Raw genomic sequence first — 12,734 nt, forward strand, 5'->3', positions numbered from 1 at the left:
ACCCCGCCCCCTTGGCGCCGGGTGGACCGATCCGCACCCCCCACCCCCCAAAGCGGCCGGTCCACCCGGCGCCACCCCTCCCGCCATGCGTCACGCACACCGGCGGCGGAACTCCCCCCGCGCAGCATCCCCTCTGAAGGCGCCGGGTGGACCGATCCGCACCCCCCACCCCCCAAAGCGGCCGGTCCACCCGGCGCCACCCCTCCCGCCATGCGTCACGCACACCGGCGGCGGAACTCCCCCCGCGCAGCATCCCCTCTGAAGGCGCCGGGTGGACCGATCCGCACCCCCCACCCCCCAAAGCGGCCGGTCCACCCGGCGCCACCCCTCCCGTCGAGAAGCCCCGCGCGTAATGTCCATGCGGGATACGACGAGGGGGTGAAGCGGATGGCTGAGCGGAACAATCCGGCAGCTGGCGGCAACGGACACTCGGGGGGACGCTCCCGAACGTGGACGGCGCCGGTCAGGGCGATGACCCGGATCATCGGGGCCGACGGCTCGCCGCCGCCCACACCCACGAACGACGTGGTGCGCAGCGCGGTCGTGGACTGCGCGCTCTACGTCGACGGCGTGCGTCAGGAGGGCCCGCAGGACTACGCGTCCGCGCTGGCCGCGGCCCGGGAGCAGCCGAACGCGTTCGTCTGGCTGGGCCTGCACGAACCGAGCGAGGCCGAGATGGCGCCGATCGCGGAGGCCTACGGGCTGCACGAACTCGCGGTCGAGGACGCGATCAAGGCGGAGCAGCGGCCGAAGCTGGAACGCTTCAACGACGTGGTGTTCCTGGTTTGCCGCACCGCGCGATACCTGGAGCACGGCCGGCTGACCGAGCACTCCGAGGTGGTGGAGACCGGCCAGGTACTGATCTTCATCGGCCCGGCCTTCGTGATCACGGTCCGGCACGGCAACGCCTCGAAGCTCTCGCCGGTCCGCGCGGACCTGGAGGCGCGGCAGGAGCTGCTGGCCCAGGGCCCGTGGGCGGTCGCGTACGCGGTCACCGACCGGATCGTCGACCACTACATCGAGGTTGCGGACGGCATCGAGGACGACCTGGACGCGCTGGAGGAGGACGTCTTCTCCCGCGCCGGCACCAGCAGCATCCAGTCGATCTACCAGCTCAAACGTGAGCTGGTGGAGTTCCGGCGCGCGGTGGTGCCGTTCCAGCGGCCGCTGCTCACGCTGACCTCGGACGCCAGCCGCGGCACCGTGCCGAAGGAGATCCGTCGCTACTTCCGGGACGTGCAGGACCATCTCAGCCGCACGATCGAGCAGGTCACCGCGAACGACGACCTGCTCAACTCGATCCTGCAGGCGCGGCTCGCGCAGGTCTCGGTCGACCAGAACAACGACATGCGGAAGATCGCCGCCTGGGCCGCGATCGCCACGGTCTGGACCGCGGCCGCGGGCATCTACGGCATGAACTTCAAGTTCATGCCGGAGCTGGAGTGGCGCTACTCGTACCCGGTCCTGATCACGCTGTTGGTAATCACCTCGGCCACGCTCTACCGCCTGTTCCGGCGCAACGGATGGCTCTAGAAAACTGATCGTGAAAACCGGCCGGGGGTACGCGTACCCCCGGCCGGTCTTGCTCTGGTTCGTCAGCCGTTGGCCCAGCGGTCCGGGCCGGTGACCGGGTCGCCGTGCATCTTGTTGCCCGCACCGGCCATGCCGGTCGCGCCCGCCATGCCGGCCGGCCGGATCGACGAGGCCGGCGACGCCGCGGGCGACTGCGAGTCCGTGGTCAGCCGGTCGGACGCGGCCATCCGGTCCGCGGCCGGCTGCTTGTCCTGCTCCTTGTCCGAGGAGCCGGTGTGCATCGCGGTCTTCGCGGTCTCCGCCGCCGTCTTCACGGTCTCCTTCGCCGACTCGGTCGCCGAAGTGATCTTCTCCTTGGCGTTCTCGGTCATCTGCCGGGCCGCGTCCGTGGCGCTACGCGCGGTGCTGGACTCGTGCGTGGTCCACTGCTCTTCTTCGCGCTGCCGCCGCTTCTTCATGATCATCGAGCCGGCCACACCGGCGGCAACGCCGATCATCAACAGACCGGTCAGCTTGCGGTTCCGCGACATGCCTCGCTCCTCACGGCCGACAGCGCGTCGCAGCGCCTTGGCGTTCTTGCGCTTCATCCGCCGGGTCTGCTTCCCGGCCTGCTTACCGGCCTGTCGTGCGTTCTCCGCGGCCGACATGGCCAGCGGGGTGAACGCCGCGATGCCACCGGCGGCCGCGGTGCGCGCACGGCTGGCGGCCGGTGTCACGACCTCGCGCGCGGCGTGTACCCGCGGGCCGACCGTCGCACCGACGCCCTCCGCCGCGTGCGTGGCCGCCTGCCTCAGGTGACCCAGGCCCTCTTCGAGCTCTTCCCGGACCATCTGGCTGCGGGTCTTGCTTCGCCCGATACCGAACACCAGCCCCACCTCCGAAAGGGTGTCTGTTCCTGTGGTGATCCTGCCCCTTCGGGTGCCGCCGTGTAGGCGGAACTCGTACATGGGAGGATCCGCTTGGAAACTGAACTGTCCAACCGACGAAGGAGTACCCGTGGCCCAGGCTGTATATGCCACCCTGCACACCAACCACGGTGCGATCCGGCTCGAACTGTTTCCGCTGCACGCCCCGAAGACGGTGGCCAACTTCGTAGAGCTGGCCGAGGGCACCAAGGAGTACACCGACCCGCGCACCGGCCAGGCCGGCAAGGGCCCGTACTACGACGGCACCATCTCGCACCGGGTCATCAGCGGCTTCATGATCCAGATGGGCGACCCGACCGGCACCGGCACCGGCGGCCCCGGCTACAAGTTCGCCGACGAGTTCCACCCGGACCTGGTCTTCAACCGGCCGTACCTGCTGGCGATGGCGAACGCGGGGCCCGGCACCAACGGCTCGCAGTTCTTCATCACGGTGTCGCCGACGCCGCACCTGAACCACCGGCACACCATCTTCGGCCAGGTCGCCGACGACCAGTCCGCGCGCGTGGTCGACTCGATCGCCACCACGCCGACCGGCCCGATGGACCGCCCGAAGCAGGACGTGATCATCGAGAAGGTCGAGATCGAGCGCGTTGGCTGATCTGACGTACTTTTGATCGTATGAGTGACGTTCCGGCGACCGTCCCGGTCTGCTACCGGCACCCCGGCCGGGAGACGTATGTCCGGTGCACGAGGTGCGACCGATCGATATGCCCCGACTGCATGAACGAGGCGTCGGTCGGCCACCAGTGCCCGGAGTGCGTGGCCGAGGGGAAACGTACGCAGCGGCCGGTCCGCACCGCCTTCGGCGGGAGCGCGGCCGGTCGTGCCGGAATCGTCACGACCACGCTGATCGGGCTGAACGTCCTGGCCGCCGTGCTCGGCGTGGTGCTCTCCGGCATGACCTCGCTGGTCGGCAACAGCCTGTTCAGCGGTGCCTCGCTCGTGCACTGGGCCGGGGCGGTGGTCGGGCCGTCGATCGAGATCCCGGACGGCACCGTCCTGCCCGGTGTCTGGGACGGCGGCTACTACCGGCTACTCACCGCCATGTTCATCCACTACGGGATCCTGCACCTGCTGATGAACATGTGGGCCCTGTGGGTCCTGGGGCGGCAGCTGGAGGCCGCGCTCGGCCCGCTGCGGTTCCTCGCGCTCTATCTGGCCGCCGGGCTCGGCGGCAACGTCGCCGCGCTGCTGACCGACTGGAACTCGCTCTCGGCCGGCGCGTCCACCGCGATCTTCGGGCTCTTCGCCGCGCTCTTCGTACTGCTGCGCCGCCTCGGCCGGGACACGTCGTCCGTGCTGCCCATCCTGGTCGTCAACCTGGTGATCACGTTCGTGGTGCCGAACATCTCGATCGCCGGGCACATCGGTGGCCTGGTGGTCGGCGGGCTGGCCGCGGTCGCGCTCGCCTACGCCCCCGCGCGCAACCGGGGACTGGTCCAGGGCGGCGCACTCGGTCTGATCTTCGTGATCCTGCTCGCGCTCGCGTTCACCGCGGGGCCCTGACCTCGTTCAGCAGCGGCAGCACGTCCTCCGGGGGTACGCCGAGGTCGGCCTTGGTGAAGACGTGCAGCGTGTCGCCGGTGTCGACCTCGAGCGTCTCGGTGCGCACGCCGAGGCGTGGGCGGGTGTCCAGGCGGACCGCCTCGATCCGGTCCCAGGTCAGCCGTGACCGGCGGGCGAAGCCGGTCACCACGGTCAGCCCGTCCTCGTCGGCCGCGAGCCGCACCGGCGCCAGCAGGTCCCGCGCGGCCCAGAGCGCCAGGCAGGCGCAGACCGCGGCACCGACGCCGAGCTGCGCCCGATCGCCGTCGGCCAGCGCGAGCGCGAGCAGCAGCAGCGCGACGCCACCGGCCAGCTTGACCACCGGTAACCAGACGGGCACTCTCCAGGACATCGGGTCGGTCATGTTCGCCAGCATGCCAAACCGTGTCCGGAAACCGCAGCGCTCGCTGTCCGGTCCGCGCAGCCGGCGCGTCATATCCCCGCGGCGCGTCGTTGAACCGGCATGGACGTCTTCTCGCGAACGTTCCTGCCAGCCGCCGCCGAAGCCGGAGTGGCCGTCCCGACCGTCAGCCGGCACATGCCGGTCTTCCGCCGGTGCGTCGAAGCCGACGACACCGCCGTGCTGGTGGCCCGATGCCTCCGTCCCGACCGGCCGCTGCAGGGTGAGTTCCTGCTCCTGCTGACGCAGCGCCGACTGGTGGTGACCCAGGAGACCCGGCTGCTGCGCCGGCTGCGCCTGCACCTCAACGCGGAGTTACGGCACCTGGGGAACGTCAACTGGAACCCGGACGTGCAACTCTCCGCAGTCGAGCTCGCGGCCACCGCGATCGACGGCGTGCGGGAGCGGTTCTGGATCCGGGTCGGTCACCCGAAGCAGCTGTGGCACCTGGATGCGCTGCTCAGCCGCGTTTTCCGGCCTAAGCTGCCGCCCCGCCCGACCCCGGCGGCCGCCGTCGGTTGAGTCCGCCCCGCCGTGCCGGTGCGAGGGGCATTCCTCGCACCAACGGTGACGACGAAAGCGCAATTAGTAAGAGAAAGTGGATCAGGGATCTAATACGCTGTAGTGACGCAAAGTTGATCACGCCATACCCCAAACCCGGGATACACCTGAAGCGATCCTGCGGCTAGGCTATGGCCGATCTCGTCGTCCCGCAGTGTGGAGAAACTCCGGTGAAGCTTTCGATCCTCATGCCGGTCTACAACGAGGAAGCCCGTCTGGCTAACGCGTTGAAGCAGGCACTGGCGGTGGACTACCCATGCGAGATCGAGCTCGTCGTCGTCGACGACGGCAGCTCTGACCGTACCGGAGAGATCCTGTCTGCCGTCGACGACACGCGGGTGCGTGTCATCACCCACGCGAAGAACGCGGGCAAGGGCGCCGCGATCAAGACCGCGGTGGACAACGCCGAGGGTGAGTTCATGGTCATCCTCGACGCCGACCTGGAGTACGACCCGCAGGACATCCCGCGTCTGCTCCAGCCGGTGCTGGACGGTCACGCCGAGGTGGTCTACGGCAATCGGACCTTCGGCAGCCACAGCGCTTACAGCTTCTGGTACGTGATGGGCAACAAGGGCGTCACCACCGCCGCGAACGTGCTCTACAACTCGTACATCGGGGACCTGGAGACCTGCTTCAAGCTGATGCCGGTCTCGCTCTACCGGTCGCTTGCGATCAAGTCGCGCGGCTTCGGCATGGAGGCCGAGGTCACCGGCAAGCTGCTCCGCCAGCGGATCCGGCCGTACGAGGTGCCGATCTCCTACCGGGCCCGCGGCCGCGAGGAGGGCAAGAAGATCACGTGGAAGGACGGCGTGGAGGCGATCTGGATCCTCGCCCGCGAGCGGGTGCGGAAGCCGAAGGCGGCGCGCTGATCTAAAACGTTCACAACGCTCGGGTGCACTCGCACCCGAGCGTTGTTGCGTATACCTCGCACGAAATGGGATGGACGGCACTTTCCGTACCGTTGAATTGCTTTTGTCTTTTTTGCTTTTGGCAGGCTGGGCGAGAACTCAAGCATGATTTAACTTTGGGTCCGTGACGACCATGCAGGATCTCCTCACGATCGGCGACATGTCCGCCCGGAGCGGCGTCGCGCCGTCCGCGTTGCGGTACTACGAGCGCCTCGGCCTGATCCACGCGGTCCGCACCGGCGGCAACCAGCGGCGGTACCAGCGCGCCGAACTGCGCCGGATCGCGTTCATCCGGGTGTCGCAGCAGGTCGGGGTGTCGCTGGAGGAGATCCGGGAGGCGCTCGCCTCGCTCCCGGACGGCCGGGTGCCCACCAAGGCCGACTGGGCGCGGCTCTCCGCCGGCTGGCACGACAAGCTGGCGGAGCGGATCGCGCTGCTCGAACGGCTCCGCGACAACCTCACCGGCTGCATCGGCTGCGGCTGCCTGTCGCTGCAGAAGTGCACGCTCTACAACCCGGACGACCAGCTGGCCGCGTTCGGTCCGGGGCCGCGGATACTGCTGTCAGGCGACTAACAGAACCTTGCCGAGGTGGTTGCCGGCCTCGACCACGCGGTGCGCCTCCGCAGCGTCGCACATCGGGATCCGGCGGTCCACGATCGGCCGGATCGCGCCGGACTCGATCAACGGCCACACGTGTTCGCGCACCTGCCGCACGATCTCCGCCTTCTGCGCCGCCGGACGGAACCGCAGCGCCGTCGCGATCAGCGTGCCCCGCTTGGCCAGCAGCTTCGAGATGGGCAGCTCGGCCGTGCGCCCACCCTGCGTACCGATGATCACGAGTCGCCCGTCCGACCGCAGCGCCTCGACGTTCCGCGCCAGGTAGGAGCCGCCCATGATGTCCAGGATCACGTCCGGCGCGACCAGCTTCTCGAACTCCTCGGTCCTGTAGTCGATCGTCTCGTGCGCGCCCAGCTCGCGCAGCGCCGCATGCTTGCCCCGGCTCGCCGTGGTCACCACCGTCGCGCCCAGCGCCCGGCCCAGCTGGATCGCGAACGTGCCGATGCCGCTGCTGCCGCCGTGCACCAGCAGCGTCTCGCCCTTCGTCAGGTGCGCGGCCATCACCAGATTCGACCAGACCGTGCACGCCACCTCGGGTAGCGCGGCCGCGTCCACCAGGTCCACACCCGCCGGCACCGGCAGCACCTGCGCGGCCGGCACCGCGACCCGCTCCGCGTAGCCACCGCCGGCCAGCAGCGCGCACACCTGCTCGCCCGCCCCTCCATCCAGGACCGTGCCGGAGCATTCCAGTCCCGGGTACGGCGGCGCGCCCTTCGGCGGCGGATAGTCACCCTGCCGCTGCATCAGATCCGCGCGGTTCACCGCGCTCGCCGCCACCTCGATCAGCAGCTCACCCTCGCGCGGCTCCGGATCCGGCACCTCCGCCCAGACGAGCGCGTCCGGCCCACCGGGCTCGGGGATCGTGATCGCGTGCATGCACCTCTTATACCCGGCCGAGCGGATGATCCGACATCCAGCACAACCCGGCGTATCGGCGCTGGTAGAAAACTTCCGGCGCCCCGGGCGATCCTCGACCTGCCACCGGGGTTGAAAATCCACCCGACCGGTCTGGCAAACTGGTGGTCGGGTGTTCGCATGGCCGGAACTTTTTTGCGACACCCAGGCGGCGGAGCGTGCCCGAGCACCCTCCGACGAAGCCGGGAGGGCTCGCCTAGTGGCCGATGGCGGTGGTCTTGAAAACCACTAAGGGTGGTGACACTCTTCCAGGGTTCGAATCCCTGGCCCTCCGCTCCCAGATGCGGAGAAGCCGTGGTGACCAGCGAGAGTGCTGATCACCACGGCTTTTGTCGTGGTGGGCTAGTTGTTGGTCAGCGGGCGGACGTCCCACAGCCAGACGTCGGAGACGCGCTGGCCGGGGCCGAGGAGCGACTCCAGCGCGAGGAGGAGCTTGACGTCGGTGCCGCTGTCGCGGGGGAGGACGACGGCGTCGGCCTTCCAGTAGCGAAGGTCCTCGACGGCGGCGGTACGGTCGGCGTCGGTGATGACGACCGGCTCGTCCTTGCTGCCCTGGATCTTCTCGAAGAGCTGCCAGGTCGGGCGCGGCGGGGCGCCCCAGCGGCCGGTGTTGTCGTCCGGTGAGGACGGTCCGAGGAAGTAGCCGCTGGGCACCGCGAAGCCGACCTCGGCGGCCGAGCCGTAGCGGATGCTGGTGAGGCCGTTGACCGGGACCGGGATCAGCGTGCGGCCCTCGGCGACGTAGTCGCGCCAGGTGCCGGCGGTGACGAAGTCGGGCACCGGCGGGCGGTCGTGGCCGGCCAGCGGCGTCGGCATGATCGGGATGAGTGCGCCGGCGAGCACCGTGAGGCCGAGCAGGCGGACCGGCAGGCCGGAGGTCTCGGCCGGGCGGGCGCGCTCGGCGACCCGGGCGACGATGACCGCGAGCAGCACGCCCATCGCGACCGTGGTGATCAGGGCGAACCGGGCCACCACCATCGCGTTGACCACTGGCAGGTGCTCGAGCAGCGCGAACGGGCCGGGGATCTTGAGGTTGCGCTGGTTGTTGAGGTGGATGACCGGGCCGAGCGACAGGATCGCGGTGCCGGCGCCGACGACCGCGAGCACGCGGACGATGTTCTCCCGGCGCAGCCAGACGATCCCGGCCAGCGCGATCAGCATCAGCGGCCAGCCGTAGAAGGTGACCTCTTCGGTGAAGTTCGGGGCGAGGCCGGCGGCGCTGTTCTTCCCGCCGCCGATCGACTCGGTCGCGAACGCGAAGAACGACTCGATGGTGGTCGGCTTCGGGTCGCCGGGGTGACCGCTGTAGTGCTGCGGACCGGCGAACTGGTGGTAGAGCGGGTACGCGGCGAACAGCAGCACCAGGCCGCCGCCGATCGCGAGGCTGCCCGCGGCCCGGCCGAACCGAGCGCGGGTGTCGGCCCAGTTGAAGATCGCGTAGCCGATGACCATGAACGCGCACGCGATCGCGGTGAGGAACAGGTTCTCCTCGCCGACGAACAGCTGCGCGAGGACCAGTACGCCGAGCGTAAGGCCGTTGCGGACCGTCCGGCCGGGCTCGCCGAGCCGGATGACCGCCCAGATGATGAAGGGGATCAGCCACTGCGACGTGATATGCGGGTGCCCGTTGCTGTGCGAGATGATCGCCGGCCCGAAGCCGATCACGAGCGCACCGGCGAACGCGCCGAGCCGGGACTTCACCAGGTGGCGGGCGAGCAGCCAGTACCAGGTGAGCGCCGTGAAGAACAGGTTGGCGGTCATCATGGACAGGTAGGTCACCTCGGGCCCGGCGACCATGGTCAGCGGCGACAGCAGGATGCCGGGCAGCTGCATGGCGACGTTGCCCATGAGGTTGACGCCGTCGGGCGCGTTCTGCAGCGTCGTGAAGAACGGGTTGTCCAGGTTCCGCACGACGTGCGCGTCGTAGGCGAACATCCACTCGTTGAACGCCTGGTCCTTCGCCTGTTCGCCGAGGACGCGACCCCACGGGTCGATCCAGGTGCGGATGGTCACCCAGAACGCGCCCAGCAAGTAGACGAGCGTGACCAGGATGTCCGCCCGACGTCCGGTCCAGCGCGGGGTCGTGCCCGCGGGGGTGCTGCTCTCGGTCGCCGGAGGCGCCTCGGCGGCGGCCTTTTCCGGCTCGCCGGCCTCGGCGGCCTGCGACACGGTGCTCGAAGTGGTCACGGCGAAAGAGGGTAACCCGTGCGTGTGACACGCGTCGCCGAGCTATCGCATGCGTAACACCGAATCATCTTCAAGTAGGAAATAAGGTTCCCCCGATCGGACAGTGGTAGAGGACCACGACGAAGTACGGTCGATCCATGACGATCGCCCTGGCGCTGCACGGACTGGTGAAGCGGTTCGCGGACAGGGTCGCGGTGGCCGGGGTCGATCTCGATGTGCCGTCCGGATCGTTCTACGGCCTGCTCGGGCCGAACGGCGCCGGCAAGACCACCACGCTGTCGATGGCCGTGGGCCTGCTGCGGCCGGACGCCGGCACCGCGACCGTGCTCGGCCACGACGTCTGGTCCGATCCGTTGGCCGCGAAGCGAATGATGGGCGTGATGCCGGACGGCGCGCGGCTGTTCGACCGGCTCACCGGCGCGGAGCTGCTGGCCACTCACGGGCTGCTGCGCGGCATGCCGGCCGAGGTGGTCGATCAGCGGGCCCGCGAGCTGCTCGACGTGCTGGCGCTCACCGACGCGGACCGGACGCTGGTGGTGGACTACTCGGCCGGCATGAAGAAGAAGATCGGTCTCGCCTGCGCGCTGCTGCACGGCCCGCGCATGCTGGTGCTGGACGAGCCGTTCGAGGCGGTCGACCCGGTGTCCGCCGCGCTGATCCGGGACATTCTCCAGCGGTACGTGGCGAGCGGTAACACCGTGATCTTCTCCAGCCACGTGATGGAGGTGGTGGAGCGGCTCTGCACGCACGTGGCGATCCTCGCGCAGGGGCGGATCCTGACCGCGGGCACGATCGCGGACGTCCGGGCCGGGCAGTCGCTGGAGGAGGTCTTCGTGCGGGTGGTCGGCGGGCGCACCGCCACCGGCCAGGAACTCGCATGGCTGTGACGCCCTGGCACTTCGTGCTGCTCAAACTGCGGGTGATGCGCAACGGGCTGCGCGGCCAGCGGTGGCGGATCGCGCTGTTCGTGATCGGGCTGTTCTTCGGCGCCTGGTTCTCCGTGGTCGGCTTCACGCTCTTCGCGGTGACCGGGTTCGCCGGCGACCACACCGGCATGGCGCTCGGCGGCGGCCTGGGCGGTACCGCCGTGGTGCTCGGCTGGCTGCTGATGCCGCTGGTCTTCTTCGGTGTGGACGAGACGCTGGACCCGGCCCGGTTCGCGCTGCTGCCGCTGCGCCGCCGGACGCTGGTCGCCGGCATGCTCGCGGCCGCGCTGGCCGGGGTGCCCGCGATCGCCACGCTCACCGCCACGTCCGGCCTGGCCGTGGCCGCGGCGCTGCACGGTGGTCTGCCGGCTGCGCTGGTGCAGCTGGCCGGCGCGGTGGCCGGGTTGCTGCTGTGCGTGTCACTGAGCCGCGCCACGACCAGTGCGTTCTCCGCGATGCTGCGGTCCCGGCGGGTCCGGGACCTGGCCGCGATCCTGCTGGCCGTGCTGGCCGCGCTGCTCGGGCCGCTGCAGATCGGGCTGCTGGCCGCGGCCCGCACCGCGGACTGGGACGTGCTGGCCGGTGTGGCCCGTGTGCTGGGCTGGACGCCGCTGGCCGCGGCGTACACCGTCGGGCTGGATGCCGTGGAGGGCCGCTGGTTCGCCGTACCCGCGAAGTTCGTGATCGTGGTGGTTTCCGTCGCGGTGCTGCTGTGGTGGTGGTCGTCGACGCTGGAGAACGCGATGGCCGGCACCGCAACGACCACGTCCGGCCGGGGCACCCGGGACGCACCGGACGCGTCGCCGACCACCCGGCTGTATCCGCGGCTGCTGCGCGGGCTACCGCGGAACCGGTTCGGCGCGCTGGTCGCGCTGCAGGTGCGGTACTGGTGGCGGGACACCCGGCGGCGGGCGAACCTGATCACGTTCGCGGTGGTCGGCGTGTTCGTGCCGCTGATGGTGAACATCGGCACCCGGGGCCTGATCGAGGGGACCGCGGCGGTGCCGCCGTCACTGGCCACGGTGACCGCGTCGATGGTGTTCCTGGGCGTGCTCGGCGGCGTGGGGCTGGCGAACCAGTTCGGGTACGACGGGACCGCGTACGCCGCGAACGTGGTTGCCGGTGTGCCCGGCACGGCCGAACTGCGCGCACGGGTGGCCGGTTTCTCCTGCTACCTGGTCCCGCTGATCATGTTGATCCCGGTGGCGCTGGCGCTGGTGCTGCACCGGCCCGGCTGGATCCCGTCGATGTGGGGCGCGACCGCGGCCGCGTACGGCTGTGGTGTGGCGATCAACCTGTTCGTCTCCGTGCTGGGCGCGTTCTCGCTGCCGGAGACCACGAACCCGTTCGCGGTGAACACCGGCGCGGGCGTGACGAAGAGCCTGTTCAGCTTCGCCGCGATGCTCAGCACGCTGGTGCTGATGGCGCCGGTCTTCGCGGTGTCCGCGCTGGCCGGTGACGTCTGGGTGTGGGCCGGGCTACCGGCCGGGCTGCTCTACGGCGGCACCGCGCTGTGGCTCGGCTCCGGTTTCGCCGGCCGGTTGCTCGACCGTCGCATGCCCGAGCTGCTCTCCGCGATCTCCCCACGGCGATGATGGCTCCCATGAGAGACGACGAGCCGGGTGCCCGCATCCACGCCACCGACCCGTTCGCGACGCCGGACGCGGACCGGTCACCGGTACGGCGGCTGCGCGGCAGATTGGCGTCCCCGGTCACGCTCTGGACCACGCCCGGCCCGGCCGGCCTGACCGTCTCCTCGACGCTGGTCGCGGACGGCGAACCGGCGCGGGTGCTGGGCCTGATCGACCCGGAGTCGGAGCTGTGGGAGGCGGCCGAGGAGACCGGCCGGATCGCGGTCACACCGCTGGACCCGACGCACCGGCAGCTGGCGGACCGGTTCGCCGGTCTGATGCCGGCGCCCGGCGGCCTGTTCCGCGCGGACGCGTGGACCGAGACCGCCTGGGGCCCGGTGCCGGCCGGCAGTGGAACCTGGGCGGGCGCTCGGATCGACGGCGCGCGCGAGTTCGGCTGGGGCCTGCTGGTCGAGGCGACGGTCGAGCACGTGGAGACGGGCCCGGACGCAGTGCCGCTGTTGCACTACCGAGGGCGATACCGCGAGCTGAGCGAGCGGTAGACGGCGTGACTGAGGTCACTCGGCGCATCGGTACGTCCGTTCGGCGCACCGCCGCGCCGGGATGACGATCAATGCTTTCT

12 protein-coding genes, 1 tRNA gene and 1 pseudogene are annotated in these 12,734 nt (G+C 70.1%); 10 read left to right on the forward strand and 4 right to left on the reverse strand.

Translation table 11 applies throughout. The features are described 5' to 3' along the window. Positions 1–387: 387 nt before the first annotated feature. Positions 388–1,533: a magnesium/cobalt transporter CorA gene (gene corA / locus J2S42_RS21555; RefSeq protein WP_307241830.1), complete on the forward strand. Its 1,146-nt coding sequence runs from the start codon at positions 388–390 to the stop codon at positions 1,531–1,533. A 62-nt stretch (positions 1,534–1,595) separates the two neighbouring features. Here corA and J2S42_RS21560 read toward each other — a convergent pair whose 3' ends face one another. Then, the gene (locus J2S42_RS21560; protein WP_307241832.1) at positions 1,596–2,408 is read right to left on the reverse strand and encodes a hypothetical protein; all 813 of its coding nucleotides are present in this window, start codon (positions 2,406–2,408) and stop codon (positions 1,596–1,598) included. 121 nt (positions 2,409–2,529) lie between these two features. On the opposite strand from J2S42_RS21560, the gene J2S42_RS21565 reads away from it, so the two are divergent. Both J2S42_RS21565 and J2S42_RS21570 read left to right on the forward strand, forming a co-directional pair. Beyond that, complete coding sequence (locus J2S42_RS21565) at positions 2,530–3,057, forward strand: peptidylprolyl isomerase (RefSeq protein ID WP_307241834.1); 528 nt, start codon at positions 2,530–2,532, stop codon at positions 3,055–3,057. A 20-nt stretch (positions 3,058–3,077) separates the two neighbouring features. Beyond that, entirely contained in the window at positions 3,078–3,965 is an 888-nt protein-coding gene (locus tag J2S42_RS21570) for a rhomboid family intramembrane serine protease (protein ID WP_307241835.1), read from the forward strand. Here the strand turns inward: J2S42_RS21570 and J2S42_RS21575 are convergent. Further along, positions 3,949–4,380 carry a PH domain-containing protein gene (locus J2S42_RS21575; RefSeq protein ID WP_307241837.1) on the reverse strand — a complete coding sequence of 144 codons (432 nt, stop codon included), beginning with the start codon at positions 4,378–4,380 and terminating at the stop codon, positions 3,949–3,951. The two genes, J2S42_RS21570 and J2S42_RS21575, sit on opposite strands and share 17 nt — an antisense overlap. 87 nt (positions 4,381–4,467) lie before the next feature. Here J2S42_RS21575 and J2S42_RS21580 point away from each other — a divergent pair, with 87 nt between their 5' ends. The 3 genes from J2S42_RS21580 to soxR all read left to right on the forward strand — a co-directional run bounded on the left by J2S42_RS21580 (position 4,468) and on the right by soxR (position 6,447). Continuing rightward, on the forward strand, positions 4,468–4,926 hold the full coding sequence (locus J2S42_RS21580) for a hypothetical protein (protein WP_307241839.1): 459 nt from the start codon (positions 4,468–4,470) through the stop codon (positions 4,924–4,926). Between the two features lie 209 nt (positions 4,927–5,135). Then, positions 5,136–5,834 carry a glycosyltransferase family 2 protein gene (locus J2S42_RS21585; RefSeq protein ID WP_307241841.1) on the forward strand — a complete coding sequence of 233 codons (699 nt, stop codon included), beginning with the start codon at positions 5,136–5,138 and terminating at the stop codon, positions 5,832–5,834. Positions 5,835–6,006: 172 nt separating this feature from the next. Further along, positions 6,007–6,447 (forward strand): redox-sensitive transcriptional activator SoxR, encoded by a 441-nt coding sequence (gene soxR / locus J2S42_RS21590; protein WP_307248914.1) that lies wholly within the window; start codon positions 6,007–6,009, stop codon positions 6,445–6,447. Here soxR and J2S42_RS21595 read toward each other — a convergent pair. Further along, entirely contained in the window at positions 6,436–7,368 is a 933-nt protein-coding gene (locus tag J2S42_RS21595) for an NAD(P)H-quinone oxidoreductase (RefSeq protein WP_307241842.1), read from the reverse strand. The genes soxR and J2S42_RS21595 overlap by 12 nt on opposite strands. A gap of 224 nt (positions 7,369–7,592) precedes the next feature. On the opposite strand from J2S42_RS21595, the gene J2S42_RS21600 reads away from it, so the two are divergent. Beyond that, positions 7,593–7,681, forward strand: a tRNA-Ser gene (locus J2S42_RS21600). A gap of 68 nt (positions 7,682–7,749) precedes the next feature. On the opposite strand, the gene J2S42_RS21605 is transcribed toward J2S42_RS21600, so the two are convergent. Then, positions 7,750–9,594: a DUF6311 domain-containing protein gene (locus J2S42_RS21605; protein ID WP_307241844.1), complete on the reverse strand. Its 1,845-nt coding sequence runs from the start codon at positions 9,592–9,594 to the stop codon at positions 7,750–7,752. Positions 9,595–9,731: 137 nt separating this feature from the next. Here J2S42_RS21605 and J2S42_RS21610 point away from each other — a divergent pair, with 137 nt between their 5' ends. From J2S42_RS21610 to J2S42_RS21620, 3 genes and pseudogenes are all read left to right on the forward strand, one after another. Continuing rightward, on the forward strand, positions 9,732–10,481 hold the full coding sequence (locus tag J2S42_RS21610; RefSeq protein WP_307241846.1) for an ABC transporter ATP-binding protein: 750 nt from the start codon (positions 9,732–9,734) through the stop codon (positions 10,479–10,481). Further along, positions 10,472–12,115: an ABC transporter permease gene (locus tag J2S42_RS21615; RefSeq protein WP_307241847.1), complete on the forward strand. Its 1,644-nt coding sequence runs from the start codon at positions 10,472–10,474 to the stop codon at positions 12,113–12,115. Before J2S42_RS21610 ends, J2S42_RS21615 begins: the two co-directional genes overlap by 10 nt. A 20-nt stretch (positions 12,116–12,135) precedes the next feature. Continuing rightward, positions 12,136–12,654, forward strand: a pseudogene (locus J2S42_RS21620) (flavin reductase family protein); the annotation flags it as partial. Positions 12,655–12,734: the final 80 nt, after the last annotated feature.

The sequence above is a fragment of the Catenuloplanes indicus genome, from assembly GCF_030813715.1.
GTDB classification, from domain to species: Bacteria; Actinomycetota; Actinomycetes; order Mycobacteriales; family Micromonosporaceae; genus Catenuloplanes; species Catenuloplanes indicus.